At 71.7% G+C, this 26,850-nt stretch carries 20 protein-coding genes; 12 read left to right on the top strand and 8 right to left on the bottom strand.

What is annotated here, in order from left to right; translation table 11 throughout:
* The first annotated feature begins 116 nt into the window (after nucleotides 1-116).
* Together CHF16_RS33245 and CHF16_RS33240 are read left to right on the top strand one after the other, a co-directional pair.
* Entirely contained in the window at nucleotides 117-1,454 is a 1,338-nt protein-coding gene (locus CHF16_RS33245; RefSeq protein ID WP_089330135.1) for a phospholipase D-like domain-containing protein, read from the top strand.
* 157 nt (nucleotides 1,455-1,611) lie between these two features.
* Nucleotides 1,612-2,034 (top strand): hypothetical protein, encoded by a 423-nt coding sequence (locus CHF16_RS33240; RefSeq protein ID WP_089330134.1) that lies wholly within the window; start codon nucleotides 1,612-1,614, stop codon nucleotides 2,032-2,034.
* A 41-nt stretch (nucleotides 2,035-2,075) separates the two neighbouring features.
* Here the strand turns inward: CHF16_RS33240 and CHF16_RS33235 are convergent, their stop codons facing one another.
* Nucleotides 2,076-3,209 carry a CDP-alcohol phosphatidyltransferase family protein gene (locus tag CHF16_RS33235; RefSeq protein WP_089330133.1) on the bottom strand — a complete coding sequence of 378 codons (1,134 nt, stop codon included), beginning with the start codon at nucleotides 3,207-3,209 and terminating at the stop codon, nucleotides 2,076-2,078.
* Nucleotides 3,210-3,512: 303 nt separating this feature from the next.
* On the opposite strand from CHF16_RS33235, the gene CHF16_RS33230 reads away from it, so the two are divergent.
* The 4 genes from CHF16_RS33230 (at nucleotide 3,513) to CHF16_RS33215 (ending at nucleotide 9,181) form a co-directional block, all read left to right on the top strand.
* Nucleotides 3,513-5,423 (top strand): glycosyltransferase family 2 protein, encoded by a 1,911-nt coding sequence (locus tag CHF16_RS33230; RefSeq protein ID WP_179271823.1) that lies wholly within the window; start codon nucleotides 3,513-3,515, stop codon nucleotides 5,421-5,423.
* Between the two features lie 209 nt (nucleotides 5,424-5,632).
* A complete protein-coding gene (locus CHF16_RS33225) occupies nucleotides 5,633-6,160 on the top strand; it encodes a hypothetical protein (protein WP_089330131.1) in 528 nt (175 codons plus the stop codon).
* Nucleotides 6,157-7,320: a glycosyltransferase family 4 protein gene (locus tag CHF16_RS33220; protein WP_245869662.1), complete on the top strand. Its 1,164-nt coding sequence runs from the start codon at nucleotides 6,157-6,159 to the stop codon at nucleotides 7,318-7,320. Before CHF16_RS33225 ends, CHF16_RS33220 begins: the two co-directional genes overlap by 4 nt.
* Nucleotides 7,321-7,507: 187 nt before the next feature.
* A complete protein-coding gene (locus CHF16_RS33215) occupies nucleotides 7,508-9,181 on the top strand; it encodes a hypothetical protein (protein ID WP_089330129.1) in 1,674 nt (557 codons plus the stop codon).
* Here CHF16_RS33215 and CHF16_RS33210 read toward each other — a convergent pair.
* From CHF16_RS33210 to CHF16_RS33185, 5 genes are all read right to left on the bottom strand, one after another.
* Nucleotides 9,169-10,173 (bottom strand): CDP-alcohol phosphatidyltransferase family protein, encoded by a 1,005-nt coding sequence (locus CHF16_RS33210; RefSeq protein ID WP_143228214.1) that lies wholly within the window; start codon nucleotides 10,171-10,173, stop codon nucleotides 9,169-9,171. The genes CHF16_RS33215 and CHF16_RS33210 overlap by 13 nt on opposite strands.
* 172 nt (nucleotides 10,174-10,345) lie before the next feature.
* The gene (locus tag CHF16_RS33205; RefSeq protein WP_089330128.1) at nucleotides 10,346-13,846 is read right to left on the bottom strand and encodes a bifunctional glycosyltransferase/CDP-glycerol:glycerophosphate glycerophosphotransferase; all 3,501 of its coding nucleotides are present in this window, start codon (nucleotides 13,844-13,846) and stop codon (nucleotides 10,346-10,348) included.
* 162 nt (nucleotides 13,847-14,008) lie between these two features.
* Nucleotides 14,009-15,346, bottom strand: coding sequence for an acyltransferase family protein (locus tag CHF16_RS33200; RefSeq protein WP_245869661.1), 1,338 nt, complete (start codon nucleotides 15,344-15,346; stop codon nucleotides 14,009-14,011).
* Nucleotides 15,347-15,368: 22 nt separating this feature from the next.
* On the bottom strand, nucleotides 15,369-16,778 hold the full coding sequence (locus CHF16_RS33190; protein WP_089330125.1) for an LCP family protein: 1,410 nt from the start codon (nucleotides 16,776-16,778) through the stop codon (nucleotides 15,369-15,371).
* 116 nt (nucleotides 16,779-16,894) lie between these two features.
* Complete coding sequence (locus CHF16_RS33185) at nucleotides 16,895-17,779, bottom strand: TIGR03089 family protein (RefSeq protein ID WP_089330124.1); 885 nt, start codon at nucleotides 17,777-17,779, stop codon at nucleotides 16,895-16,897.
* Between the two features lie 164 nt (nucleotides 17,780-17,943).
* On the opposite strand from CHF16_RS33185, the gene CHF16_RS33180 reads away from it, so the two are divergent.
* The 3 genes from CHF16_RS33180 (at nucleotide 17,944) to CHF16_RS33170 (ending at nucleotide 22,272) form a co-directional block, all read left to right on the top strand.
* Complete coding sequence (locus CHF16_RS33180) at nucleotides 17,944-20,004, top strand: hypothetical protein (RefSeq protein ID WP_089330123.1); 2,061 nt, start codon at nucleotides 17,944-17,946, stop codon at nucleotides 20,002-20,004.
* A gap of 289 nt (nucleotides 20,005-20,293) precedes the next feature.
* Nucleotides 20,294-21,166, top strand: coding sequence for a glycosyltransferase family 2 protein (locus CHF16_RS33175; protein ID WP_089330174.1), 873 nt, complete (start codon nucleotides 20,294-20,296; stop codon nucleotides 21,164-21,166).
* A 17-nt stretch (nucleotides 21,167-21,183) separates the two neighbouring features.
* Nucleotides 21,184-22,272, top strand: a complete 1,089-nt coding sequence (locus CHF16_RS33170) for a glycosyltransferase family 4 protein (RefSeq protein WP_089330173.1) — start codon at nucleotides 21,184-21,186, stop codon at nucleotides 22,270-22,272.
* Here the strand turns inward: CHF16_RS33170 and trxA are convergent.
* Together trxA and CHF16_RS33160 are read right to left on the bottom strand one after the other, a co-directional pair.
* Nucleotides 22,247-22,570 (bottom strand): thioredoxin, encoded by a 324-nt coding sequence (trxA, locus tag CHF16_RS33165; protein WP_089330122.1) that lies wholly within the window; start codon nucleotides 22,568-22,570, stop codon nucleotides 22,247-22,249. The two genes, CHF16_RS33170 and trxA, sit on opposite strands and share 26 nt — an antisense overlap.
* Nucleotides 22,567-23,535 carry a lysylphosphatidylglycerol synthase transmembrane domain-containing protein gene (locus tag CHF16_RS33160; protein ID WP_089330121.1) on the bottom strand — a complete coding sequence of 323 codons (969 nt, stop codon included), beginning with the start codon at nucleotides 23,533-23,535 and terminating at the stop codon, nucleotides 22,567-22,569. Before CHF16_RS33160 ends, trxA begins: the two co-directional genes overlap by 4 nt.
* A gap of 65 nt (nucleotides 23,536-23,600) precedes the next feature.
* On the opposite strand from CHF16_RS33160, the gene CHF16_RS33155 reads away from it, so the two are divergent.
* From CHF16_RS33155 to manB, 3 genes are all read left to right on the top strand, one after another.
* On the top strand, nucleotides 23,601-24,305 hold the full coding sequence (locus CHF16_RS33155; RefSeq protein ID WP_089330172.1) for a class I SAM-dependent methyltransferase: 705 nt from the start codon (nucleotides 23,601-23,603) through the stop codon (nucleotides 24,303-24,305).
* Nucleotides 24,306-24,514: 209 nt separating this feature from the next.
* Entirely contained in the window at nucleotides 24,515-25,663 is a 1,149-nt protein-coding gene (locus CHF16_RS33150) for a glycosyltransferase family 4 protein (protein WP_089330171.1), read from the top strand.
* A gap of 31 nt (nucleotides 25,664-25,694) precedes the next feature.
* Complete coding sequence (manB, locus tag CHF16_RS33145; protein ID WP_089330120.1) at nucleotides 25,695-26,762, top strand: mannose-1-phosphate guanylyltransferase; 1,068 nt, start codon at nucleotides 25,695-25,697, stop codon at nucleotides 26,760-26,762.
* Nucleotides 26,763-26,850: the final 88 nt, after the last annotated feature.

Below are 26,850 nucleotides of genomic sequence, written 5' to 3'. Positions count from 1 at the left end.
TCAGCGTGCCGGTCCCGCCCGCCGGACCCGTTGACCGGCCCCGCCGGGGTGCCTAGCTTGAGCCGGACTCACCTTGATCAACTGATCTCGGTATCGGCCATCCGAAAGGTCCCGGCATGTCGGTGCGCATCTCCGCACGACCGTTAGCCGCCGCGGCGGCGCTGCTCCTCCTGCTGGCGGGCGCGCTCGCCGCGCTCGTGGCGGCCCCGCCCGCGCGGGCCGCCCTCCCGAAGCCCGTGCTCGGCGGGCCGGTGTTCAACTACCCGATGGGGACGGCCGCGCAGCAGCGCGCCATCTTCGACCAGATCATCAAGCTGATCGACGCGACCCCGGCCGGCGAGGAGATCCGCGCCTCCGTCTTCGACTTCACCGACCTGGAGGTCGCGCAGCACCTGATGTCGGCCTTCCAGCGCGGCGTCAAGGTCAAGGTGATCATCGACGACTCCTCGTACCTGGACGGGAACGCGAACCGCAAGGCCAGCCCCGCCTTCGACCTACTCCGCCAGGCCCAGCCGAACGGCCTCGGCATGGACGACTCGAAGGCGTCATGGCTGATCGTCTGCGACGACCGGTACGAGCTGGACGACGGCCACGACGACTACCGGCGCGGGTGCAGCACCTCGCGCACCTACACGTACTCGACCGGCGGCAAGGCCACCGGTTACAACCACAACAAGTTCTTCCTGTTCTCCCGCATCACCGGATTCGACGACGGGACGAGCTACCAGAAGGTCGTCCTGCAGACCTCGTCCAACCTGACGAACTGGTACAAGGTCCAGTCCTACAACGACGCCGTCACCTTCGTGGACCCGACCGTCTACGACGGCTACTACCAGTACCACCAGGACATGCGCGCCAACCGGTACGGCTACGGAAACGACAACTACTACCGCAGCACACCGAGCGGCGGCACCTACCGCGCGTTCTTCTTCCCGCGCAAGGAGAACTCGGGAGAGCCGTTCAGCACCGGCAACCAGACCGACACGGTGGCCAACGCGCTCAAGGAGGTGAGCTGCGCCTACACCGGCACGGACGGCAAGCGCCACCAGACCGACGTGCGGATCGTCATGTCGTCCTTCACCCGCACGGCCATCGCCGGAGAGCTGTCCCGGCTCCGCCGCGCCGGCTGCTGGGTGGACGTCGTCTACGACACCGGCGGCATGAGCGCCGCCGTCCACGACGAACTGGACTGGAGCGGCGGCCCGCAGCTCGTCCCGTGCCAGTTCACCTACGCGGGACGCGGCGTCCAGCCGCACAACAAGATCATGATGATCGACGGCGACTACAACGGCTCGATCACCCCGCGCGTCTACACCGGCAGCCACAACTTCAACATCAGCGCCCTGCGGCTGGCCGACGAGACGCTGCTGCGGATCACCAGCGCCGCCTACCACGCCTCCTACCTGAGCTACTTCTACACGGTCCGCGACCAGTGCCGCCGCGGGGCGCCCTGACCGGCCGCGGCTCCCGCCTCCGGCTACACCCTTCTCACCTGCGGTTCCTTCGGTCTTCTCGCCGACGGGGCAGCGGCGGGCCATCCGAACGCCGTAGGGTCGTGCCCTGCTCCGGTGTGAGCGCCGAGGACCGGACCGCAGCGACGAGGAGGACGACATGCCGGATTACGTCAGCGTCGGGGTCAAGGACGCGCAGAACCTGCCACCGGGCACGTGGGTCACGGTCAGGTGGGACTACGAGTACTCCGACTCCGCCCACCACCACCGCAACGAGGGCGGGCCGTCCGTGGTCGAGGGCCCGGCGCGGTACACCCTCAATGCCAACGTGCGGATCGAGGGCGTCCCGCCGGGCACCCGGGTCCAGGCGCGCGCGATCGAGCGCGCCGACTCCGACGGCGACGAGGAGAACGGGCCCATCGCCGAGTACGTGGCCGCCGACGGCAGCACCTACATCAACTACTCGCTGCCGGCGGACACGGTGAGCTCGGGCCGGCGGGTCCGGTTCCAGGTCGTCCAGCACGGCACCGAGACCGGGCGGCTCGTCGGAGGGAACGCCAAGGCGCTCGCCTGGCGCGTCTGAACGCCGTCCCCTGAACGCCGTCCCGCGGGCGGTACCGCCGGTCAGGCGGTACCGCCCACGGACGTGCCGGGCGGCGGCACGCCGGCCGGCCCGGCGCCGCCGCCCGGGCTCCGCGCGGTGCCGCCCGTGCCGTCCGCGGTGCCGCCCGCCGCCCGCAGCCGGGCGAGTTCCCGTCCGTAGGCGCCGGCCGCCAGCCGGAACTTGTAGACGATCACCAGCTCGAAGGCGAGCAGCGCGGCGCCGGCCGCGGCCACCACCGGGATCAGCGCGCCCGGCGCGAACGCGGCGGCGAGCGGCCCGATGATGAAGATCGCCATCTGGAACTCGATGCCGCTGACGAGGTGCGGCCGGACGCGCGCCCGCCGCAGCCGGTCGCGGGCGCCCGCGTACCAGGGGAAGCGCCGGGCGAAGTCGCGGTGGAGCCGGGCCTCGGCGGAGGGCTCCGCCACGCCGACCCGCGCATCGGAGCCGTCCGCGAGGCGCTCCGCGTCCAGATGCTCCTCCGCGTCCAGGCCCTCCGCCGCCAGATCCTCCGCGCCCAGTTCCTCTGCGTCTGGCTCTTCAGCCGCCACGTCCTCCGCGCCCAGGTCCTCCTGGCCCACGCTCTCCTCGCGCCCCTTCTCTTCGCGTGTCGTCCGGACGGCATGGAGGGCAGCCCGCTCGGCGCGGGCCGCCGCGAGTTCGGTGCGCATCCGGTCGCGGACCTTGTAGATCTCGAGGGCGTCCATGTAGCGGAGCATGTCGAGGAAGACGACGGCGAGTGCGGTCCAGATGTAGGCGGTGTTGCCGGTGTGGTGGTATTGGCCGGCCATGAGGGTGATGGCGCAGGCGAGGACGCGGATGCGGTCGAAGATGTAGTCGAGCCAGGCGCCGAAGACCGAGCCGGTGCCCTTGAGGCGGGCGATCTTGCCGTCCATGCAGTCGAGGGTGAAGGACAGGTGGTAGAGCAGGGCGCCGATGGCGAGGTAGAGGGGGGTGGCGGCGGCGAAGCAGGCGCCGGCTGCCAGGCCGAGGATGAGTGCTCCGACGGTGAGCTGGTTGGGGGTGATGCGTGTCCGGTTGGCGGTGAATTTGACCAGCCGGGAGGCGAGGGGGTCGACCAGCAGGACCGTCCACCATGCGTCACGCGCTTTGTACGTCCGTTGCCGGACGTCGTCGAGCGTGAAGTCCGCCATTGCAGAGCCGTCCTTTCCGATCCCGGATCGGTATCCCCGGTGTCGCCGTTCCAATGCGCGGCGTGCCCGATCGGCTGTAGCGTGCGCCCGTCACCCCGGCGAATAATTGCCGACAAATGGCGTGGCATAACACTCAATAAGGTGACAATTCGCGCGTTCACGGTGAACTCGCGGGTCCTAGGGCTTCGGTAGGGTTCCTGGGGGGAGGCGCCGCGCCCCGGGCCGTGCCCGGACGCGGGCGGCGACGGCGAGCGCGCTCCCGGAATGAACGTGTCGGGGGAGGCAATGGAAGATCGTCCGAAAGTGTCCGTGGTGGTCCCGGTCTACAACTGCCGGGCGTCGCTGGAGCGGACCTTCACCTCGGTTTTCGAGCAGTCCCTGCCCGCGGCCGACATCGAGATCATCGCCGTGGACGACGGGTCCACCGACGGCGGCCTGGACGAACTGCGGCGGATGGCCGGGCAGCGGCCGCGCTTCACGGTGCTGCACCAGGAGAACTCCGGCGGCCCGGGGGCGCCGCGCAACCGGGGCATCGAGGAGGCGGCGGGGGAGTACGTCTTCTTCCTGGACGCCGACGACTACCTCGGCCCCGAGGCGCTGGAGCGGATGTGCGCGCTCGCCGACGACAACGGCACCGACGTGGTGGTGGGCCAGTGCGTGGGCATCGGCCGCAGGCCGCCGGTGTTCCCGCGCGACGTCCCGCGGACGACCCTCGCCGAGAGCCCGTTCGTCTACGACACCCTGTCGCCGCTCAAGCTGTTCCGCCGCTCGTTCCTGATCGAGCACGGGCTGCGCTTCGTCGAGGGCCTGTCCTCGCACGAGGACCAGCCCTTCACCTCGCGGGCCTACTTCGAGGCTGCGGGCATCTCCGTCCTGGCCTCCTATGACTGCTACTACTGGGTCGACCGCGAGGACGGGACGAGCAGCCTCCAGTCGGGCGGCGCCCCCGCCGAGCAGTACTTCCCCGTGATCGCGGACGTGATGTCGATGGTGGCGAGCCGGGTGGAGGCCGGGCCGCTGCGCGACCGCCTGATGTTCCGCCATTTCCGGTTCGAGGTGTTCAACCGGTTCGGCGCCCGGTACCTGGCGGCGTCCGAGGAGGAGAAGGCGTTCACCCGCCTGTGGGGCCGCAAGCTCGTCGACTCCTGGTACACCGACGGCGTCGCCGCCGAGTTCGGCCCGCGGACCCGGCTGATCGCCCACTGCCTGCGCGCCGACCTCGACGACGTCCTGGAGGAGGTCGTCCCGACCTGGATCGACGGGGTCCGGCCCGCCACCGTGGTCGACGGCGACCGCGCCTACATGGCCTTCCCCCGGTTCCGCGACCCGTCCGCCGGCATCCCCGACTCCTGCTACGACATCACCGAGCGGATCGGCGTCCGGTCGGAGCTGACCGGCGTCGCCTGGGAGCGCGACCGGCTGCGCGTGGACGGCGTGGCGGGGATCGCGGGCGTCGAGACGGCGGAGCACCGGGTGAGCCTCCTCCTGCGCGACCCGGACGGGACCGTCCACCGCGTCCCGGCGGCCCGGCGCGGCGGCGGGGAGGAGGGCGCGTTCCGCGCCCACGTCGAGTTCGGCCCCGGCTCGCCGGTCGGCCCCGGGACCTGGTCGGCGGAGGTCGAGGTGCGGGTGCACGACCTCGTGAAGGTGAAGCGGCTCACCGCCGCCGGTGACATGGAGCCGCCCGGCACCAGGCTCACTCGCGGGGCGCTGGCCGTCCAGCCCCGGCTCGGGGCGGGGCGGCGGGGCCTTGAGCTCGCGGTCACGGAGGCCGGCCTCGGCAGGCTCGGCGCGGTGGACGAGGTGGCCTGGGACGAGCGGGCCCGGCTGCGCGTCCGCGTCCAGGTGCCGAGCGCCCTGCCCGCGGGCCATCCCGTCCAGGCGGCCGCCGAGCTGGTGCCCCGCGACGGGGGCGCCGCCCGCGCCGGCACCGCGGACTGCCAGGTCCGCTACGGGGCACTCGTGCTGACGGCGGAGTTCGACCTGGCCGACTGCCCGCCCGGCCGCTTCGACCCCCGGCTGGAGATCACCCTCGACGGCCGGACGGTGCGCGGCCGGCCGCCGTGCCCGGACGGCGACCTGCCGGCCGCGGCCTGGTTCCGCCGCGAGGCGATGCCCTACCGGACCAAGCGCGGCGCCCTGGCCGTGCGGGTCGCGCAGACCGGCGTGGTGTCCCGGTCCCGCCGCATGGTGCGGCGTTTCCGGGCGCGCTGAGCCCCCGTTCCGAACCCGCGCGAAACTCGCGAAATGCCACCCAGTACCCGGACTGCGGTATTTTGCAGCGACTTGTCATTTATGGCGAGCCCTGGGGATTAGGATCTTGATCCCGGGCCTTCGGCCGCCTCGGTTCGCCGGCGCGGCGGTGCGGCCCCGGGGTCGCGCGGTCGCGGGCTCGCGCGGAGTCGGCGAAAGGGGGCGGGACCATGGCGCATGCGGAGATCTCCGAAGTGTGGCCCCGGGACGGCCGCATTCTGATCAAGGGTGAGGTCGTCGAGCCGCCGTCCGCGGCGCAGGGCGCCCGGTGGCGGCTGCGGCTCGCGTCCCGGCCGCAGCGGGACGCCGCCCGCCCCTCGCTGGGCCGGCGGGTGCTGGCCAAGGCCCGCGCGAAGGTCACGCGGAAGGCGCCGTCCGCGCCGTCCCCCTCGGTCCTGACGCTCCCGGCGGCGACCGACGGCGGCGGCTTCGAAGTGGAGATCCCGCTCAGCGTGTTCGCCCCGCGCGACGCCCCGCCGAAGCAGCTGTGGGACCTCTACCTCGTCACGGTGGCCGACGAGCGGGACGTCCGGCTCCGGCTGGGCCGCCACCTCGACGACATGCCGGGCAAGAAGCACATCGTCACCTTCCCTCAGCAGACCGTCGAGGGGTCCGCGAAGGTCGCCGTCCGCCCCTACTACACCGACGGCGACCACCTGGCCATCCGCTGCGCACGGCGCGACCAGAAGGAGCGGTGAGGGGACCCTTGCGCATCATCTACCTGCTCTACAACGCCCACGGGGTCGGCGGAACGGTCCGCACGGTCTTCACCCAGGCCAACACGATGGTGGAGCGCGGCCACGAGGTCGACATCGTCACCATGTGGCGGTCCCATGACAACGTCCCGTTCCACCTCGATCCGCGGGTGCGGCTGACGCCCCTCGTGGACGGGCGCCCCGGGACCGACCACACGCCGCCGGACCCCGCCGCCGAGGACACCTCCTGGCACTCCCTCTTCCCGGGGAAGATGTCGGCGACGGCCGAGAGCCGCGCCCGCGTCAACGCCCTCATCGAGTACCTGCGGGGCGTCCACGACGGCATCCTCGTCTGCACCCGCCCGACGATCACGCTGATCGCCAAGCACTTCAGCGACCCCCGGCTGGTGCGGGTCGTCCAGGAGCACGCGCACCTGTCCTGGCACAACCCGGAGTGGCGGGCCGCCATCGACGCCGCCTACCCCGACTTCGACGCGCTGGTCACCCTCACGGCCGCCGACCACGCCTCCTACGCCGAGGCGTTCCCCGGCATGGGGCGCGTCGAGCGGATCCCGAACGCGCTGCACTCGCTGGACGTCCCGCAGTCCGACCTGAGCCGCAAGGTGGTGGTCTCGGCCGGGCGGCTCGACCGCGCCAAGGGCTTCGACCACATGATCCGCGCGTTCGCGGCCGTCGCCGAGCGGCACCCCGACTGGACGCTGCGCATCTACGGCAGCGGCCCGGAGGAGGAGCGGCTCCGCAAAATGGTCCTGGACATGCACCTCTACAACCACGTCTTCATGATGGGCCCGACCAGCGAGCTGGACGAGGCGCTCGCCAAGGCGTCGGTCTTCGCGATGAGCTCGCGGTCGGAGGGGTTCGGGATGGTGCTGCTGGAGGCGCTGAACTGCGGCCTGCCCGCGGTGAGCTTCGACTGCCCGGTGGGGCCGCGCGAGATCCTGACGCACGGCGAGGACGGCCTGCTGGTCCCGACCGGCGACACCGGCGCGCTCGCGGACGGCCTGATCCGCGTGATCGAGGACGCCGGCCTGCGCGCCGGGCTCGCCGCCGGGGCGCGCAAGACGGCGGCGCGGTACGGCCCGGACGTCATCGGCGACCAGTGGGAGCGGCTCTTCGCCGAACTCGTGGCCGCGAAGGGCTGACGCGGCCCGGCGCGAGGCCGGGCGGCGTCAGCCGGGCGAAAGGCCGGACGGGCCGCCGCGCAGTCGGTGCCCGTCCATGCATGAGGTGATTTACCGGACCGGGCATGGTCGTCCGGGCCGTTGGCATAACGTGGTGCCGCAAGGCCACCCTGGCGGGGAGACGATGGGACAGCGTCCGAAATTGCCCGTGCTGGTGCGAGCCGCCGGAGGAGCACTCCTCACCCACGGCCTCTTCCTGATCCTCCTCGCGGGCGCGTTCGCGGTCCGCTGGGTCACGATGAAGGGGTACCCGTCCCCGCTGTGGTTCGGAGACTCGCACTCCTATCTGGAAGGCGCGCTCCACCTGGAGCCCTCGGTGCTCCGGCCGAGCGGGTACTCGATCTTCCTGTGGGCGCTGGGCCCCTTCCACAGCTTCACGGTCGTGCTGTGGACGCAGCACCTGCTCGGCCTCCTCACCGGCGTGCTGGTCTACGTCCTGGTGTGGCGGGCCGTCCGCGCGGGCGCGCGGCGGGTGCGGTGGCCGGCCGGCATCGTCGCGGCCCTCGTCACCGTGCCGGTCCTGTACGACGCCTACCAGATCCAGCTCGAACACCTGGTGATGGCGGACGGGCTGTTCACGTTCCTGCTGTTCGCCGCCGTCGCGGTCGTCCTGTGGCGGGTGCGGATGCGCTGGTGGACGGGCGCGCTGGCCGGGCTGCTCGTCGCCTGCGGCGCGCTCGTCCGCTCGGTGGGGCTGCCGATGCTGCTGGTCGTGCTGTTCTGCATGCTGGTGCGGCGGGCCGGGTGGCGCGCCGTCACGGCGGCGGTGGCGGCGGCGGCGATCCCGGTCGTGGCCTACATGTCCTGGTTCAACGCCGTCCACGGCGAGTTCACCATGACGAACACCAGCAACGTCTGGCTGTACGGCCGCACCGCCGACTTCGCCGACTGCACCGTCATGAAGCCGGACCCGGAGGTCGCCGCCTTCTGCCGCGACCACCTGCCGCCGAACGAGGACATCGCCCCGGCCTTCACCGCGCTGTGGGGCGACGACTCGCCCTTCCTCCAGTACCCCGACGGGATCCGCGACCCGCGGGCCAACGAGCTGGCCGGCGAGTTCGCCAAGGAGGCCATCACCGAGCAGCCCGGCGACTACCTCGGTACCGTCCTGCGGGACACGTTCCGCGCGTTCGAATGGGAGCGGCACGAATACCCGACCCCGGGCACGGTCGAGGAGTACGAGTTCCCGGTGGGCGCGTCGCTCCGCGACTGGGACGCCCTGGTCGCCTACCCCTACGGGGGCGACACCGCCCAGGCGCGCGTGGTCGGCCCGTACAGCGACTGGATGCGCGACTACCAGGACCGGTACTACACGCGCGGCCCCGTGCTCGGCGCACTGATGGCGATCGGGCTGATCGGGGTCCTGCTGCGGGTCCGGCGGCTCGGCGGCGCCGTCCTGCTGCCCTTCGGCACGGCGCTGGCGCTGCTGGTCGTCCCGGCGGCGACGGCCGACTTCGACTACCGGTACGTGCTGCCGTCCATCCCGTTCGCCGCGCTCGCCGCCGGACTGGCCTTCGCCCGCCGCCCGCTCGTCCCCGAGGCCGGGGCCGCCCCCGGAGCGTCAGGGCAGGACGCGGGCCAGGAGACGGGCCAGGAGACGGGCCAGGAGACGGGCCAGGAGACGGGCGGGGACGCGGGCGGACCCGCGGACGCGGCCGGAGAGAAGGCCGCGGAGGAGAAGCCGGGGGAGAAGCCGGGGGAGAAGCCGGGGGAGAAGCCGGGGGAGAAGCCGGGGGAGAAGGCCGGAGAAAAGGAGACGTCCCCCGGGATGGTCTCCCGGGGGACGCCTGCGGATCCGGAGCCGTCGGGTCAGGCCTGCTGACCGGCGGTCATGGCCGCCCGCTCGGGAAACCGGGCCTCCTGCTCGGCGATGACCGCCTGGACATCGGCGAGCTTGCGGCCGTAGTCCCGGCTGGACAGCCAGAACTTGTAGATGATCACGAGCTCGAAGAACAGCATCCCGGCCGCGCTGACCGCCACCACCGGGATGATCGCGCCGGAGACGACCGCCGCGATGAGCGGCGCGACGATGAAAACGCCCATCTGGAACTCGATGCCGCTGATCAGGTGCGGGCGGATGCGGCCGCGCATCAGCACGTTGCGGATCCGCGCGTACCAGGGGAACCGCTGGTTGAACCCCTGCTGCAGCGCGATGTTCGGGTTCTCCGCGACGACCTGGTCCTCGAGGTCGGCCTCGGAGGGCTCCAGGCCGGCCCGCGCCGAGCGGAGCCGGTCGTCGGCCGTGGCCGCGGACGGCCCGCCCTCCGCCCGCGCGGCCTCGTCCAGCAGCTCCTGCGCCCGCTCCTGCGCCGTGCGCAGCGTGTTCCGCATCTGGTTGCGGACCTTGTAGATCTCGAGGGCGTCCATGTAGCGGAGCATGTCGAGGAAGACGACGGCGAGTGCGGTCCAGATGTAGGCGGTGTTGCCGGTGTGGTGGTATTGGCCGGCCATGAGGGTGATGGCGCAGGCGAGGACGCGGATGCGGTCGAAGATGTAGTCGAGCCAGGCGCCGAAGACCGAGCCGGTGCCCTTGAGGCGGGCGATCTTGCCGTCCATGCAGTCGAGGGTGAAGGACAGGTGGTAGAGCAGGGCGCCGATGGCGAGGTAGAGGGGGGTGGCGGCGGCGAAGCAGGCGCCGGCTGCCAGGCCGAGGATGAGTGCTCCGACGGTGAGCTGGTTGGGGGTGATGCGTGTCCGGTTGGCGGTGAATTTGACCAGCCGGGAGGCGAGGGGGTCGACCAGCAGGACCGTCCACCATGCGTCACGCGCTTTGTACGTCCGTTGCCGGACGTCGTCGAGCGTGAAGTCCGCCATTGAAGAGCCGTCCTTTCGTGATGGGAGATTCGGGCCCCGGCCGCGGGGTGGCAGACGCGGAACCGGCCGCTGACAAGGGACGATGACGCGCCCGGGCCCGCTCCCGAAGGGAGAATCTACTCCCCCCGGGAGCGGGCCCGGCCCGTCGTTGCCGACTTGTCACCGATGATCGTCAGCCCAGCAGCCGGTCCGCGATGCGGGCGGCGGCCTGGCCGACGTCCATCGCACAGTAGCGGTTCTGGAACGCCGTGTAGGCGCGGAGGTGGGTCGAGGTGACGCCGTCGAGGTCGCGCAGCGCCTCGGCGACCTCGTCGACCTCCCGCAGCAGCGGGCCCGGCGCCTCGGCGGTGAGGTCGAAGTAGGTGCCCCGCAGCTCCTCCTGGTAGAACTCCAGGTCCGGGGTGAAGAACAGCAGCGGCCGGCCCGTCGCGGCGAAGTCGAACATCACCGAGGAGTAGTCGGTGATGACCACGTCCGCGATCAGGTACAGCTCGGTGATGTCGGGGTGGCGGGTCACGTCGATGACGTCGCCGCCGATGCCGGCCGTCCGGTCGGCGACCATGTGGTGCTGGCGCACCAGGATCGAGAACTCGTCGCCGACCGCCGCGCTGAGGCGCTCGGTGTCGAGCACCAGCTCGGCCTGCCGCCCGCGGGTGAGCCAGATGTCCTCGCGCCACGTCGGGACGTACAGGGCCACCCGGCGCCCCGGCGGGACGCCGAGCCGCTCGCGCACCTCGCGCGCCCGTTCCTCCCGGTCGAGGGCGAACAGCAGGTCGTTGCGGGGGTAGCCGACCTCCAGGACGTCGCCCTCGTACCGGAACGCCTGCCGGAGCATGCCGGTGACGTGCGGGGACGGCGAGATGAGGTGGTCCCAGAGCGGGACGTCCTCCTCGTAGCGGCTCAGCTTGGTGGTGTTGCTCGCGATGCGGCCGTTCTTCACCAGGTCGTAGCCGATGTGCTTGTACGGCGTCCCGTGCCAGGTCTGGAGGTAGACCTGGCCGGGCCGCTTGGCGTAGCCCTGCATCTGGAGGCAGTTGTTGACGACGATGCGCGCCGACGCGGACAGCTCGTAGTACTCGCGGGTGCCGCGCAGCACCGTCCGGGCGCCCTCGGGGACGTTGAACTGGCCCTCGGCGGTGAACCAGACGTACTCCAGCCCCGGCTCGCGCCGCCGCATCTCCTCGAAGATGGCCCGCGGGTTGCACGAGTACTGGCGGCCGAAGTAGCTCTCGAACACCACCAGGTCGCGCAGCGGCGCGGTGTTGGCGGAGCCGTAGTACTGGCGCTGGAGCCTGCGCTGCGCGTAGGGGCCGCGCTCGTCGTCGCTCAGCGCCGTCCTGATCCACAGGTGGAGCAGGTCGCCGCGGTGGGACTGGATCGACAGCTCGTGCACGCCCACGAACCGCGGCTCGGGCAGCGCCTTGCGCGTCGCCCGGTCGATGCCCATGTTGATCTCGCCGTGCGGGCCGGGGACGTACAGGTCCCAGCGGCCGGTCGGCAGCGGGAACCCGCTCTCGCGGCGGGCGTTGAGCAGCGCGGTGAACGCGGGCCCGTCCCAGCTGAGCGGCACCTCGTGGACGTCGGACGTGCGGCGGCGGCGCATGATCACCCGGTCCGGGCGGGTGCCCTCGTCGGCGCTCGTGCCCGTCACGCGGATCGTGGTGCCGTCCAGCCACTCCACATGGGTGATGGTGGGCCGGGGGGCGCGCTCCACCAGCGTGAGGTTGCCGTAGTTGGTGGCGATGACGTCGTACTCGCGGCCGGCCACGTCCGCGCGCAGGTCGAGCAGGTCGGCCTCGACCGCGAGCCGCAGCTTGCTCTGGCCCTTGGCGGTGAGGGAGAAGTCCCACTCGATGCTGTCGGTGACGGACGCGCCGGACGCCGCCGCGCCCCCGGCGCCGAGGCCCTCGGCGAGCTGCCTGAGGTCGGCGACGGCGGTGAAGCCGAGGTGCCCTGAGGGGGCGTCGTTCGTCACCGTCATCGGCCACGACACCGTGGTGGTGCCCTGCCGGTACGCCGCGGTGACCTTGCCCTTGCGCACGTAGGCGGCGTCGGCCTGCCGGACCCGGCCGCTGAGCAGCAGCCGCTCCCCGTCCACCTTGACGTCGGTCACCAGGGCGCGCACCGGCTGCACCCCGACGATCAGCTCCTTGGCCGGGGTGTACTTCGGCTTGATCAGCATGCCGGGGGCGACCTCGCGGTGCGGCGGCCACAGCCCCGCGCCGCGCGGCGTGGTGAGCCTGCCCCGGCGCTTGATGCCGTTGGTGGTCACCGTGACGAAGATGTGCCAGGTGCCCTCGCTCGTCCCGAGCTGGGCGGGGTCGATCTCCACGGCGAAGCCCGACCAGTCGTGGCAGGCGGTGGCCTGGCCGCTCTGCGCGGTGACGTCCGGCCGCCGGATCCGCTCCGGCTTCGGCCGCAGGATCTTCGGGACGAGCACCACGCGCCGCTTGCGGAACTCCACCTCGATCGTGCTGTCGTCCGGGCCGGGGGCGTCCATGCGGTCGATGTAGGCGTGCCCCTCGATCCGCAGCCGGCCGTTGTGCCACATGATCTCGTCGACGCCGGTCTGGAGCTTGAGCTCGTCGGACAGCGCGTAGAGGTGGTCGGGGAACCGCGGATCGCCGAGGTAGGGGTAGTCGCCGTACCAGGTGTCGCCGCCGCCGTCCCGCTGGATGGCGCTGTGCCGCATCGGGTTGCTCTTGGCGAACGAGACGATGTCGATCAGCTCGTCCATCAGCCGCTCGCGGACGGCGTGGAACTTCAGCCGGTCGATGGCGGCGAGGTCGTTGATGAGCTTCGGGTCGATCTCGTCGAGGAACCCGTTGACGAGCTCCAGGAACGTCTCGCGGTAGGCGTCGTCGCCCTGGTCGACGACGTTGACGTAGATGCGGATGTCGTCGGCGAGCGCCGACCGGTCGTATGCGTCCTTCAGGTCGGGCGCGTGCTTCGCCAGGAAGTGGGAGGCGGCGCGCACCGAGCGGATCCGGTCGGCGAGGTTGCCCGGCTCGGTGCGCCGCTGCGTGATCGACCGGGTGCCGGTCTCGCGGATGCGCCAGTGGTAGACGACCTCGCGCAGCACGTCCACCTTCGAGGCGAGGACGTGCGCCGGGATCGTCACTGGGATGTCCTCGTACAGCCCGGCGGGGAACTGGAAGTCGTGCTTGTCCCAGAAGGAGCGGCGGAAGACCTTGTTCCAGGCGGTCCGGTCGCAGAGCAGTTCGGGGAACTCGCGGACGTGGGTGCCCTTGCGGTCGATGGGGAAGATGTCGTCGTGCATGGCCGACCGCTGCAGGCCGTTGATGCCGATCCGCCGCACGGCGCCGCAGGCGATGTCGGAGCCGGTCTCCTCCAGCGAGCCGACCATCAGGTCGAAGGCGTACCGGGGGATGATGTCGTCGCTGTCGATGAACGCCAGGTAGCGGCCCGAGGTGTGCGGCAGCCCCGCGTTGCGGGCGAGACCGAGCCCCTGGTTCTCCTGGCGGACGAGCCGGAAGCGGGGGTCGCGGGTCTCGAACTCCTTGGCGATCGTGGCGCTCGCGTCCGTGGACCCGTCGTCGATCATGACGACTTCGAGGTCGCTCAGCGTCTGCTGGGCGACGGACTCAAGGCAGGCCTCGAGATAGGCCTCGACGTTGTAGAACGGTACGACGATGCTCAGCAGCGGTGACAACCGGTTCTCCCCAGGGGGACGAGCGCCAAAATGGTGGCGGGTGGTGAAATCCGCTTCACTGCGGGATTAAGAGGCGGATAAGGCCGAGTTGATGATATCCGACATGACACAAGCCGAGATTCCGCTCAGCGGGAGCGCCGGCGGGAGCGTCTCCGGGGCCGGCTAGCGGGCCTGCCGTTCGGCCGCCCGCGGGGCGGCCTTGCCCGGCCCGGCGCGCCCGGCGGGACGGCGCAGGGACGTGAAAGCCCAGGTCATCTTGGGTTCGATGGCCCAGCTCATGCAGCGCACGACCGGCGGGCTGCACAGCACGGTGCCGAGGACGGCGGATCCGCCGAGCAGAATGATCGTCCCCGGAACGGTGTGCATCCAGCTGAACTCCCACCAATCGAGGTAGTCGATCAGTCGAATGACGAACCCGTGCAAAAGGTACGTGTAGAGCGTGGTGGCGCCGAGTGCGCTGAACCAGTGCCGCCCGCGCGGGACGATCGCGAGGAACGCCGCGACCAGCACCGTCGCGCAGACGAACATCGCCAGCGTCATGACGGTGCCGGTGACGTTGCTGACGTGGAGGTCCTCGTAGGGGGTCTTCCAGAAGATCCACGCCTCCGTCATGTGGTCCTTGGCGACGTACGCCGTGGCGAGCCCGCCGGCGAGCACCGCGGCGCCGATCGGCCGGGCGATCGGCTTCTTGAGCAGCTCGAAGTGCTCGGGCTTCAGCGTGAGGCCGAGGACGTACAGCGGGAGCAGCCCGAGCACCCGGTGGATGTTGAACGTTCCACCGAGGTCGCTCATGTAGGACAGCAGCGAGAACAGCAGCGCGACCCCGAGCGGCCAGCGGATCTGCTGCCACACCGGGGTGGACAGCCGCCACAGGAACAGCGCGCACATGAACCACATCAGCCAGTACGGCTTCAGCAGGCTGATCGTCAGCTCGCCGCTGCCGTGCCAGGTGTAGAGCTCGTACGCGACCTCGAACACCACGTACGGCACGCCGACGTGGGTGATGAGCTTGCGCGCCTTGCCCGAGGAGAACGTCCAGTTCCGGGAGAGGTAGCCCGTGATCACGATGAACAGGGGCATGTGGAACATGTAGATGAACAGGTACAGCGCCTTGGCGACCGGCACGTCCGACCGGACGTTGGCGATGGCGTGGCCCGCCACCACCAGCAGGATCGCGAAGTACTTGGCGTTGTCGAAGAAGGGGTCGCGCGGCTTGCGCGGGCGCTGCTTCTGCCCCGGTGAGGCCGTGCCCGGCGCGCCGCCCGGTGCGGTGCCCGGTGCCGTGCCCGGCGCGGGCGGCGCCATGGCCGCCGTGCCCGGCGAGCGGGGTGCGGGGGGCACCGCGCCGTTCGACACCGTGCCGTTCGACACCGCGCCGTTCGACACCGCGCCGTTGGACACCGTGCCGTTCGGGATCGGGCCGTCCGGGACTGCGCCGTTGGGCGGCGGCTCGTGGGCGGGGGGCGGTTCGGCTCCGGGGGGCCTGCTGGAGTAAGTCATGAGCCTGTCCGGTCAGGGGTTCTTAGCAGATGCTGTCGCTGGCCCGGATCTCGCCCTGCTGCTTCGGGATGCCGGCGCCGGCGCTCTTCAGGACCGTCCAGTCGCTCCCGACGACGAGGTCGACGACGCCGGGCGTACCGCCCTTGCGCGCCGTGGGCTGGGGCTTGCTCGGGATCAGGTCGGCGAGCGTCTGGGCGTGCTGGTCGGCACCGGCACCGTACAACACCTTGGTGGTCTGGGTGGCGGACGGTGCGTTCCCGCCGACCGTCACCTGGAAGCCCTGCGACTCCAGGTCGTCGGCGACGCGCCCGGCCTGCCCCTGGACGCCGCTGCCGTTGTAGACGCGCACCCGGACCTGGCTGGGGGCGATCTTCGGCGTCCCGGCCTTGGGCTCCTTCGGGACGGTCTTGTCGTTGCGGACCGCCGCGAAGAACGGCTGCGCGGCGTCGCGGAGCGCGACGCGGTTCGGGTCCTGCGGGTCCGGGCCGGACGGGACGGTCACGAAGCGGAGCTTGCCGGAGGTCATGCCCTGCATCTCGCGGGCGATGTCCATCATGACGTCCGGGGTGAGCTCCTTGTCGGTGGTGAGCGACTTGGTGACCGCGTTCATCAGCGAGTAGAGCTTCTTGGGGTTGCTCAGCACGCCCGCGCTCATCGCCTGGTTGGCGAGGGAGCCCATGAACTTCTGCTGGCGCTTGATGCGGTCGGTGTCGGAGCCGTCGCCGAGGCCGTGCCGGACGCGCACGTAGGCCAGCGCCGTCTCGCCCTTGATCTTGTGCTTGCCCTTGCTCAGCCGGAGCCCGGACTTCGGGTCGTTGACGGACTTCGGCAGGCACACCGGGACGCCGCCGACCGCGTTGGTGATCGTCTTGAACCCGGTGAAGTCGACCTGCATGAAGTGGTCGATCCGGATGTTGGAGATGCTCTCGATCGTCTTGATCACGCAGGCCGCGCCGCCGTTGGTGAACGCCGAGTTGATCTGCCCCCGGGACGTGGCCGGGATCGTCCCGCCCTTGCGGCCCTTGCAGGACGGCATCGGGATCATCAGGTCGCGGGGGAAGCTGATCCCCATCGCCTGCCCGCCGCCCGGCGACAGGTGCAGCAGGATCATCGTGTCGGAGCGGGGCAGCTCGTTCTTCAGGCTGCGCCCGTACTTGCCGTTCGCCCCGGCGCGGGTGTCGGACCCGAGCAGCAGGATGTTCATCGCGCTGTTCAGCTTCTTCGGCCGGTTGGGGCCGAGCTGCGCGTTGACGTCCTCGTGCGAGATGTTCCCGAACGCCTTGCGGTACAGGCCGTAGGCCGTCAGGGAGCCGGCCACCATGACCGCCGACAGCCCGATGCACACCCATCCGAGGATGCGCCACCCGCGTCGCGGCGCCGGTTGGGGATCGGCGTCGTCGACGTACTCCATGTACATCGGATTGCTGTTCATCGGCTCCGTGGTCCGGGGTCTCAGCGGTTCTTGGGGGCGTGGGGGGCGGTGGCCTCCCACACGGGATCGCCCGCTTTCCGGGGTCGGGGTCTGGACGAGGGCAAGGAGAGCGTAGGTCAGGAGAGCCGGTACGGGGACCCGGATGCGTCATTCGGACCCGGCGTTCCGGCCACCACCGTCACATGCTCCACGTTCACGCGTTGATCTAGGATGGCTTTGTCAAAGTTTCGTTGAATTATGACGGAAGCACCCGAGGCTAGTGGTGCGAGTAGACCCGCCAGTACCCCCTCCAGTGTGGTGAACGGCATGTCAACCAACAGGCGGTCGCGCGCGTCCAGCTCCCATTTCTCGGCCGCCTCGCGGGCGGCGGCCACCAGCTCCCCCTGGCCGAGTGTGGTCTTTGTCACATCGAGCGCAGGAGTCTCCGGCGTCACAGTGGGTAGTGCGGTGAACCGGTCACCGTGGCCGCGGACCTCGTCGGCGTAGTCGGTCACCCCGGGCGGGCAGTCGGCGAGCGGGCCGCCGAGCGCGTGCAGCGACAGCCCGACGATCTCCTCGGCCTCCGTGTCGCCGACCACGTCGTCCAGCACCTCCTGCGCCGCCGCCAGGAGGTACGGGCCCTTCCGGGGGGTGTGGGGGGTCGTCCCCCCACCTGAATACGGCCCAGAACCGCCGATCGGTTCGCCGGCGCGGCCCTTCACCGCCTCCGGGTCCACCGGCTCCGCGACGAGCCCCGCCGACCAGCAGGCCATCAGCCACACGGCCGTCTGCCAGTGCGGCGGCAGGACGAGCACCGCGCGGGTCCCCGGCTCGGCGCCGAGCCCGTCCACGAGGAAGTTCGCCGTCTTGGCGACCCAGTTGTCGAACGTCCGCGCGGACAGCTCGACGCGCTCCCCGGTCGCGTCGTCGTAGAAGGTGACCAGCGGGTTGGCGGGGTCCTCGGCCACCCGCCGCCGCAGCAGCTCGGCGGGCGTGGCCGCGCTCGGGTCGGGTTCGCTCATGGCCCGAGCGTATGCCCGCGTGATCGCCCGAGGCCCACCACCCGCCGGGTGCCGCTACGCTCCGCACGGGTGGACGACCACCCACACGACCACCGCGCAAGTAACCACGGCGCAAGTAACCACCGCGCAAGTAACCACGGCGCACACGAACACGGGGCGGGACGATGAACGCTGGCCGGCTGCTCGTCCGCGTCACGGTCGCCCCCGCGCTGCTCCTGGTGGCGTGGCTGGCGGTGTCGCTGCCGCTGCTGCTGGCGGGCGTGTTCCGGCCGGCCCCGGCGATCGGGTTGTTCGTGCCGGTCGCGGCCGTGGTGCTGTGGCTCGGCCTGCGGTCCCGTCCGGGTGAGGACGGCGCCGCGAAGCGCGGGAGCCTCAACGCCCCCGGCGGGGTCGACGCGGTGCCGCGGTGGGTGACCTGGAGCGTCCTCGGCATCACCGCCGCGTTCCTGGTGCTCCAGGTGGTGATGTGCGCGGAGCAGATCGTCGTCCGCCGCGACCCGGCGTCGTACGTCCAGTTCGCGACGTGGCTGGCCGGGCACGGGTCGCTGCCCATCCCGGAGTCGGCGGCGGCGTTCGGCGGGCCGGACCCCGTCCTCGGGTTCGCCAGCCCCGCCTTCTACGAGGACGGCGGCGCGGTCGTCCCGCAGTTCATGGCGGGCCTGCCGCTGATCCTCGCGCTGGGCGGCTGGCTCGGCGGCACCCACGGCATCCTGCTGATGGCGCCGCTGATCGGCGCGTGCTGCGTGCTCGCGTTCGCCGGGCTCGTCGCGCGGCTCGCGGGCCCGCGCTGGGCTCCCGCCGGGGCGCTGCTGCTGGGGCTGACGCTGCCGATGCTCTACGTCTCGCGCAGCACGTTCAGCGAGCTGCCCGCGATCGTCCTGCTGCTGGGCGGCCTGTCGCTGCTGTACGACATGCGCCGCGAGGAGGAGCGGAGCGCGCGCCTGAAGGCGTTGCTGGGCGGCGCCGCGCTCGGGCTGATCGTGCTGGTACGGATCGACGGGCTGCGGGACGTCCTGCCGGTCCTCGTGTTCGCGGGCCTGCTCATAGGACGCCGGCGGAGCACCGGCTACTGGCTGGCCGGCGGGCTGCTGCTCGGCACGGGCGCGGGCCTCGTCGAGGGCTTCACGCTGTCGCGGCCCTACCTCACTTATCTGGAATCGTCGCTGAAACCGCTGCTGGCCATCAGCGCGGCGATCGTCGTCGCCGCCGTCGCCCTGGTCGTGCTGCTGCGTGCCGACCGGACCGGCACGCGGCTGCGGCGGCTCGGCGCGGCGGTCGCGCGGGGCAGGCTGCCCGGCGCCGCCGCCGTCCTCACCGTGCTGGTGATGGCGGGCTTCGCGGTGCGGCCGCTGGTGCAGACCGTCCGCCGGGTGCCCGCCACCCGCGACGACCAGATGAACGTGCAGTTCATCGAGACGATCCAGCGCATCCAGCACCTGCCCGTCGACGGCACCCGCCAGTACTCGGAGCTGTCGCTCTACTGGGTCGTCTGGTACATCGGCGTCCCCGCGCTGCTGTTCGCGACGCTCGGTGCGGCGCTGCTGGTGCGGCGGCTGCTGCGCGGGCAGTCGCCCGAGTGGCTGCTTCCCTACGCGATGGTCGTCTGGACGACCGCGCAGGTGCTGCTGCGTCCGGGCATCACGCCCGACCATCCGTGGGCGTCGCGGCGGCTGATCGGCCTGGTCATCCCCGGGCTGCTGCTGTTCACCGTGTTCGCGTCGGCGTGGACGGTGCGCCGCGTCCGCCGGGTCGGGTACGGCCCGAAGATGGTGAACCGGGGCACGGTCACGGGCGTCGCGCTGATGCTGGTGCCGATCGTGCTGACGTCCGGCGGGTTCCTGGTGACCCGGACCGAGCAGCACGAGGTGGGCGCCGTCCGCGGCATGTGCGACGCGCTGAAGCCGCGCAGCTCCGTCGTGGTGGTCGAGCAGTCGACCGCCGACCGGTTCCTCCAGGTCGTGCGCGGCATGTGCGGGCTGCCCGCCGCGCGGGTGAGCGGCGGCGCCACGGCCGCCGATGTCCGGCGCGTCATCGCCGGTGTCACCGGGGCCGGGCGCCGTCCGGTGATCATGGCGGCGAAGCGGGAGCAGGTGGCGCCCTACGGCACCCCGGAACGCGTGCTGATGGTGCGGACGCGGCAGGACGGGCGCACCCTCACCAAGCCGCCCGGCGGGACGTGGGGACTGGCCATGGAGGTCTGGATCGCGGAGCCGTCCGCGGCTTAGCGGCTGCGCTGTTCATGGCCTAACGGCTGCGCCATTCGTGGCTTGGCGGCCGCGCCATCCGTGGCTTAGCGGCTGCCGAGGGTCGGCTGGACGAGTATCCTCGCGCTGCGTGAGCACCCAGTCTGCCGAGCCGACGACCGAGACCGCGACCGCGAGCGCGCCCGCCGCGCAGCCCGCGGCCGAGCCCGTCCAGCCCGAGGCCGCCGCGCAGGCGGAGGCCGCCGCGCCGCCCGAGCCCCGGGCCGAGCCCGAGCCCGCCCCGCCGGAGGACGGGCCCGTCCACGTCACGATCGTCCTGCCCTGCTACAACGAGCAGGACCACGTGATCGCCGAGGTCGAGCGCATCTGCGCCGCGATGGACGCCAGCGGCAAGACCTACGAGCTGCTGGCCGTCGACGACTGCTCGACGGACGACACGCTCGCCCGGCTGCGGGAGGCGGAGCCGCGCTTCCCGAACATGCGGGTGATGGCGTTCCAGCACAACAGCGGCTCGGGCACCGTCCGGCGCATCGGCTCCCAGCAGGCCCGCGGCGACATCGTCGTGTGGACCGACGCCGACATGTCGTACCCGAACGAGCGGATCCCCGAGCTCGTGGACGCCCTCGACGACGACCCGTCCATCGACCAGGTCGTCGGGGCGCGCACCACCGAGGAGGGCACGCACAAGGTGCTGCGGGTGCCCGCCAAGTGGTTCATCCGCAAGGTCGCCGAGCGGCTCACCAACTCCAAGATCCCGGACCTGAACTCGGGGTTGCGCGCGTTCCGCCGCGAGGTGTCGCTGCCGTACCTGCGGCTGCTGCCGCCCGGGTTCTCCTGCGTCACCACGATCACGATCGCGTTCCTGTCGAACCAGCACCCGGTCCGGTACATGCCGATCGACTATGCCAAGCGGGCCGGGAAGTCCAAGTTCCACTTCACCAAGGACGCCTACCGCTACATCCTGCAGGTGCTGCGGATGGTGATGTACTTCAACCCGCTCAAGGTGCTGATGCCGCCCGCGCTGTGGCTGATCGTCATCGGGCTGGGCAAGGGCGTGTTCGACATGGTGGTGCACTTCGGCTACTTCGCCAACAACACCATCATGATCTTCGTGACGGGGTTGATCATCGCGTCGCTGGCGCTGCTCGCGGACCTGATCGTCCGGTCCCGCGGCGACGTCTAGCGGTGGCGTCCAGCGGCATGCGCATCGCGATCGTCGGGCCGGCGTTCCCGTACAAGGGCGGCGGCGCCCGGCACACGACCGAGCTGGCGCACCGGCTCGCGGCGGCCGGGCACGAGGTCGCCATCGAGTCGTGGCGGGCGCAGTACCCGTCGTTCCTGTATCCGGGGCAGCAGACGATCGCCGAGCCCGAGGGCGAGCCGTTCCCCGGTACCCGGCACCGACTCGACTGGCGCCGCCCGGACGGCTGGTGGCGGACGGGCCGCGCGCTGCGGTCCCACGACCTGGTCGTGCTGGTGGTGCTGAGCACCGTGCAGGTGCCGTCCTACCTGGGGATCCTCGCCGGTGTCCGGCGGGGGACGCGGGTGGTGGCGCTGTGCCACAACGTCCTGCCGCACGAGCGCAAGCCCTACGACGAGCCGCTGATGAAGCGCCTGCTGCGCAAGGTGGACGGCGTCCTCGTCCACACCGAGGCGCAGGCGGAGGTCGCGCGCGGCCTCACGGACCGTCCCGTGCGGGTCGCGGAGATGGCCGCGCACCTGCCGTCGGCGGGGGCCGCCGCGCCCGGTGACGACAAGGTGCGCCGGCGGCTGCTGTTCTTCGGGATCGTCCGCCCGTACAAGGGGCTGGACGTCCTGCTGCGCGCCCTCGCCGAAGGCCCGGACGGCGTGTCGCTGACCGTCGCGGGGGAGTTCTGGGGCGGGCTCGACGAGACCCGCGAGCTGATCGGCTCGCTGGACCTCGCCTCGCGGGTGGAGCTGCGGCCCGGCTACGTCCCCGCCGCCGACGTCCCGGGGCTGTTCGCCGCCGCCGACGCGCTCGTCCTGCCGTACCGGACGGCGACCGCGTCGCAGAACGTATGGATGGCCCACGAGCACGGCCTGCCGGTGATCGCGACCGATGTGGGCGGTTTCGCAAGCCAGGTCCGGGACGGCGTCGACGGGCTGATCTGCGCGCCGGACGACGTCGCGTCGCTGGCGGGCGCGCTGCGCCGCTTCTACGAGCCGGGGGAGCCGGAGCGCCTGCGCTCCGGCGTCCGCCCGGTCGACCACGGCCCGCTGTGGGCCGCCTACGTCGAGGCGCTCACAGGTACTCTTCGAGCTCCTTGAGCAGCGCCCGCTTCGGCTTGGCGCCGACGATCTGCTTCTTGGCCTCGCCGTCCTTCACGAGCAGCAGGGTCGGCAGGCCCATCACGCCGTACTGGTTCGGCGTGTCCGGGTTCGCGTCGTAGTCCATCTTCGCGATCTTGATCTTGCCGTCGTGCTCCTCGGCGATCTGCTCCAGGATCGGGGCGATCATGCGGCAGGGCCCGCACCAGTCGGCCCAGAAGTCGACCAGCACCGGGATGTCGCTCTTGAGGACCTCGTCGGCGAATGTCGCGTCGGTCACGGTGATCGGGGCCGTCACGGTCCCTCCTTCGTTGGCTGTGTACCCGTCACAAGCGCCTCGGACGGCGGTTCATTCCCCGGGGCCGGTGTCGTACGCCCCAGCAGCAGCGCCACCCCCGCGTTGATCAGGTCGGCGGCGGTCAGCAGCACCCGCGACGCGATCGCGACCACGACCGGCGCGCCCGCCGGCAGCACCGGCGTCAGCACCACCGTCAGGGCCGCCTCCCGCGCCCCGATGCCGCCCGGCGCGATGAACACCAGGAACCCGGCGACGAACGCCAGCGCGTAGGCGCCGGTCGCCACGAACGGCAGGCCCGCGCCGTCGCCGCCCACCGCCATGCACAGCAGCCAGGTGTGGACGCCGAACAGCGCCCAGCCCAGCACCGTCCAGCCGACGGCGCGCAGCGTGGCGGCGAGGCTGACCGGGTGCTCCAGCGGCGGGCGGCGGATGAGGCGGAGCATCGTGCCGAGCGCCCACGTCACGATCTTCGGGTGCAGCAGCGCGAGCAGGACGGGCGCGAGCAGGAACAGGTACCAGTACTCGTCCCGCGCGGTCTGCGACGTCAGCGGCAGCGTGACCGCCGCGACGGCCAGCCCGCACGCGGTGGACGTCGCCACCGCCAGCAGCGTCGAGCCGAAGCTGCGCTCCGGCGGCACCTTGTGCTCGCGGGTCATCTCGATCTGCGTGACCAGCGCCCACACCTTGCCCGGCACGTACTTGCCGAGCTGGGAGATCCCGGAGATCCGGAAGATGGCGCGCACCGGCAGCGGCGACCCGAGCCCGGCGAGGAACTCCCGCCAGCCGAGCATCCAGACGAAGAGCCCCGCCAGCCCCGCGGCCAGCGCGCCGGCGAGCGTCGGCCAGGACATCTGCTGGAACGCGCGGACCGTCGCGTCCCACTGGGACGCCACGCTGTAGCCGCAGAACGCCAGCGCGAGCAGCACCAGCAGCACCCGCAGCGCCCGGACGGCGACGACCTTCATCTTCACCCGCCCAGGGTAGGCGAACGCGGCCTGCCACCCGCGCGCTCGCCCTAGAGTTGGGGGCGATGAAGATTTCGGATGTGGTCGCCTTCATGGGGCACCAGGTGCACGTGTGCCGGTACCGGGAGGCGGGGACGCTGCTCGGCTGGATGGGGCGCGACCTGCGCGGCAGGCGCGTCCTCGACGTCGCGGGCGGCGACGGGTACTGGGCCGGGCAGGCGCGCCGGCGCGGCGCCGACGCCGTCTCGATCGACCTCGCCCGCGGCAAGATGACCTACGGGCGCACGCTCGCGCACGCGCCCGCGCTGATCGAGTGCGACGCCCTGAAGCTGCCGTTCGCCGACGGCTCGTTCGACGCGATCCTGTCGGTCTGCGCGATCGAGCACTTCGACGACGGCGGCAAGTCGCTGGACGAGATGGCGCGAGTTCTGAAGCCCGGCGGCCAGATCTTCATGTCCGCCGACGTCCTCAGCCGCGCCGACGCCTGGCCGAAGCTGCGCGACGCGCACAAGGCCAAGTACCACGTGCAGCACACCTACACGCACGACAGCCTGCGCAAGCTGATGGACGAGCGCGGCCTCGACCTCGTCCGGCACAGCTACCAGTTCCGCACGGCCGCCACCGAGCGCCTCTACCTGTCGCTTTCCACCTACGGCGGGAAGGTCGGCTTCAACGCCGCGGCGCCGCTGACCCCGCTCGTCGCCCTCGCCGACCGCAAGGCGCCCAACGAGCGCGGCAGCATTGTGCTGGTCCAGGCGCGCAAAAGGTAGTTGCGGGGGGTGTGGGGGGTCGGCCCCCCACAGGTGAGAGGTAGTTGCGGGGGGTGTGGGGGGTCGCCCCCCCACAGATAAAACGCGACCATCGGGTAGGGGCCCTCGTGAATCGCGTGGAACGAGGTCACCCGAGCGCGCGCCCGGCGGGCGTAGGCTCGGAACGTAAAGGGTGATCTACGCCACCACGCTGGATGGGGGAGTGGACCGTGGCGCCTCGAATTCTCCTCGACGCCACCGCCGTGCCTGCCGACCGCGGCGGGCTCGGACGGTACGTGGACGGGCTCCTGACCGCTCTGCACGCGCAGGGCGCCGACCTCGCCGTCGCGTGCCAGCGGGCGGACGAGAAACGCTATGAGGGCCTCGTCCCGGGGGCCCGGGTCGTCGCCGGGCCGGCGACGCTGGCGCACCGCGCCAGCCGCCTCGCCTGGGAGCAGTCTGGCCTGCCCCGCGTCGCCGAGAGCGTCGGCGCGGACGTCATCCATCTGCCGACGTACACGATGCCGGTGAGCGCGGCCCTGCCGACCGTCGTGACGATCCACGACGTCACCCTGTTCGCCGAGCCCGAGCCGCACGACCCGGTGCGCACGTCCTACATCAAGTCGGCGACCCGCAGCGCCGCGCGCCGGGCGACCCGGCTGATCGTGCCGTCCCGCGCGACCCGCGACGAGTTGGTCGGCCGCCTCGGCGCCGACCCGTCGCACATCGACGTGGCCTACCACGGCGTCGACCACGAGGTGTTCCACCGCCCGTCGGAGGCGGAGGTCAAGCAGGTCTCCGACCGGCTCGGCCTGCACGGCCGCCCCTACGTCGCCTATCTGGGGGCGCTGGAGCCGCGCAAGAACGTCCCGAACCTGATCCGCGGCTGGGTGCGCGCCTGCGCCGGACGCGAGGACCCGCCCGCGCTCGTCCTCGCGGGCAGCGGCGGCTGGGACGACGAGGTCGACGCGGCGCTCGCCACCGTCCCGCTGGGCCTGCGGGTGCTGCGCCCCGGCTACCTGCCGTGGCCGTCCCTGCCGGGCTTCTTCGGCGGGGCCCTGGTCGTGGCGCTGCCGAGCCGCGGTGAGGGCTTCGGCCTGCCCGTCCTCGAAGCGATGTCGTGCGGGGCGCCCGTCCTCACCACCCACCGGGGCCCGCTGCCCGAGGTCGGCGGCGACGCGGTCGCCTACACCGAACCGGACGCCGCCGGGATCGCCGAGGCCCTGACCGCGCTCATGGACGACCCGTCCCGCCGCGCGGGCCTGGCCGAGGCCGCGCACGTCCGCGCGAAGGAGTTCTCCTGGTCGGCCTCCGCAACCGCCCACATGGCCTCATACCAGCGCGCAGTCGCCCAATACGCCGCCACTCGCACCCACTAGGCTCTCTCTCCAACCCGGAGAAAGGAACCGAGTGGAAGCGATCCTCCTGGTGGGCGGCCAGGGCACCCGCCTGCGCCCGCTGACGATCTCCACCCCGAAACCCCTGCTCCCGACCGCGGGTGTGGCGTTCCTGGCCCACCAGCTGGCCCGCGCGCACGCATCGGGCGTCGAGCGGATCGTGTTCGCGACGTCCTACCGGGCCGAGATGTTCGAGGCCGCCTTCGGCGACCATGCCTACGGCGTCGACCTCGCCTATGTGAGCGAGCGCGAGCCGCTCGGCACCGGCGGCGCCATCCGGAACGCGGCGCGCGCGCTGACCTGCGGGCCGGACGACCCCGTCCTGATCCTGAACGGCGACATCCTGTCCGGGCATGACGTCCGCGCCCAGGTGAAGCTGCACGAGGAGGCCGGCGCCGCGGTCACGCTCCATCTCACCGAGGTCGACGACCCGTCCCGCTTCGGCTGCGTCCCGACGTCCTCCGACGGCCGCGTGACCGCCTTCCTGGAGAAGACGCAGCATCCGGTGACGAACCAGATCAACGCGGGATGCTACGTCTTCCGCCGCTCCGCCATCGACACGATCCCCGAGGACGAAGTGGTCTCCGTCGAGCGCGAGACCTTCCCGTCGCTGATCTCGTCGGGCGCCGTGGTCATGGGACATGTGGAGTCGGGCTACTGGCTGGACGTCGGTACCCCCGAAGCATTCGTCCAGGGTTCACGGGACCTGGTCTTGGGTGCCCTCACTTCCCCCGCCATGCCCGGTGACCCTGGCGAGCGCCTGACCCTCTCTGGTGCCCGGGTGGCCAAGGGCGCCGTGGTGCGCGGCGGTACCACGGTGGGCCGCAACGCCGTGATCGAGTCGGGTGCCACGGTGACCGGCAGCGTGCTCTTGGAGGACGCGTTCGTCGCCGAAGGCGCCACCGTCCGCGACTCGGTCCTGAGCCGAGGCGCCCGCGTCGGCCCCGGCGCCGTCCTGGACGGAGTGGTCCTGGGAGACGCCGCGATCGTCGGTCCGGGCAACGAGCTGCGCCCCGGCCTGCGCGTCTGGCCCGGCATCGAGCTTCCCCCGACCGCCATCCGTTTCTCCACCGACGCCTGACAGTGATGATGTAGGTGAGCGCCTCCCGCTGGGGTCTGGCCCAACGCCTGACTGGCCTGGTGCCTTCAACGGGATCTGCCGACCCTGC

The sequence above is a fragment of the Actinomadura meyerae genome (assembly GCF_900188445.1).
In the GTDB taxonomy this organism is placed as follows: Bacteria; Actinomycetota; Actinomycetes; order Streptosporangiales; family Streptosporangiaceae; genus Spirillospora; species Spirillospora meyerae.
The sequence above is the reverse complement of the archived record's forward strand: the minus strand, read 5'-3'. Positions and strand labels throughout refer to the sequence as shown.

Excerpts from the sequence above, each read along its gene's own strand:
- CHF16_RS33210 (WP_143228214.1), bottom strand. The coding sequence starts at position 10,173 with ATGGCGGACTTCACGCTCGACGACGTCCGGCAACGGACGTACAAAGCG.
- CHF16_RS33160 (WP_089330121.1), bottom strand. The coding sequence starts at position 23,535 with ATGAAGGTCGTCGCCGTCCGGGCGCTGCGGGTGCTGCTGGTGCTGCTC.
- CHF16_RS33185 (WP_089330124.1), bottom strand. The coding sequence starts at position 17,779 with ATGAGCGAACCCGACCCGAGCGCGGCCACGCCCGCCGAGCTGCTGCGG.
- CHF16_RS33190 (WP_089330125.1), bottom strand. The coding sequence starts at position 16,778 with ATGAACAGCAATCCGATGTACATGGAGTACGTCGACGACGCCGATCCC.
- CHF16_RS33170 (WP_089330173.1), top strand. The coding sequence starts at position 21,184 with ATGCGCATCGCGATCGTCGGGCCGGCGTTCCCGTACAAGGGCGGCGGC.
- CHF16_RS33240 (WP_089330134.1), top strand. The coding sequence starts at position 1,612 with ATGCCGGATTACGTCAGCGTCGGGGTCAAGGACGCGCAGAACCTGCCA.
- CHF16_RS33155 (WP_089330172.1), top strand. The coding sequence starts at position 23,601 with ATGAAGATTTCGGATGTGGTCGCCTTCATGGGGCACCAGGTGCACGTG.
- CHF16_RS33180 (WP_089330123.1), top strand. The coding sequence starts at position 17,944 with ATGAACGCTGGCCGGCTGCTCGTCCGCGTCACGGTCGCCCCCGCGCTG.
- CHF16_RS33235 (WP_089330133.1), bottom strand. The coding sequence starts at position 3,209 with ATGGCGGACTTCACGCTCGACGACGTCCGGCAACGGACGTACAAAGCG.
- CHF16_RS33225 (WP_089330131.1), top strand. The coding sequence starts at position 5,633 with ATGGCGCATGCGGAGATCTCCGAAGTGTGGCCCCGGGACGGCCGCATT.
- CHF16_RS33200 (WP_245869661.1), bottom strand. The coding sequence starts at position 15,346 with ATGACTTACTCCAGCAGGCCCCCCGGAGCCGAACCGCCCCCCGCCCAC.
- CHF16_RS33245 (WP_089330135.1), top strand. The coding sequence starts at position 117 with ATGTCGGTGCGCATCTCCGCACGACCGTTAGCCGCCGCGGCGGCGCTG.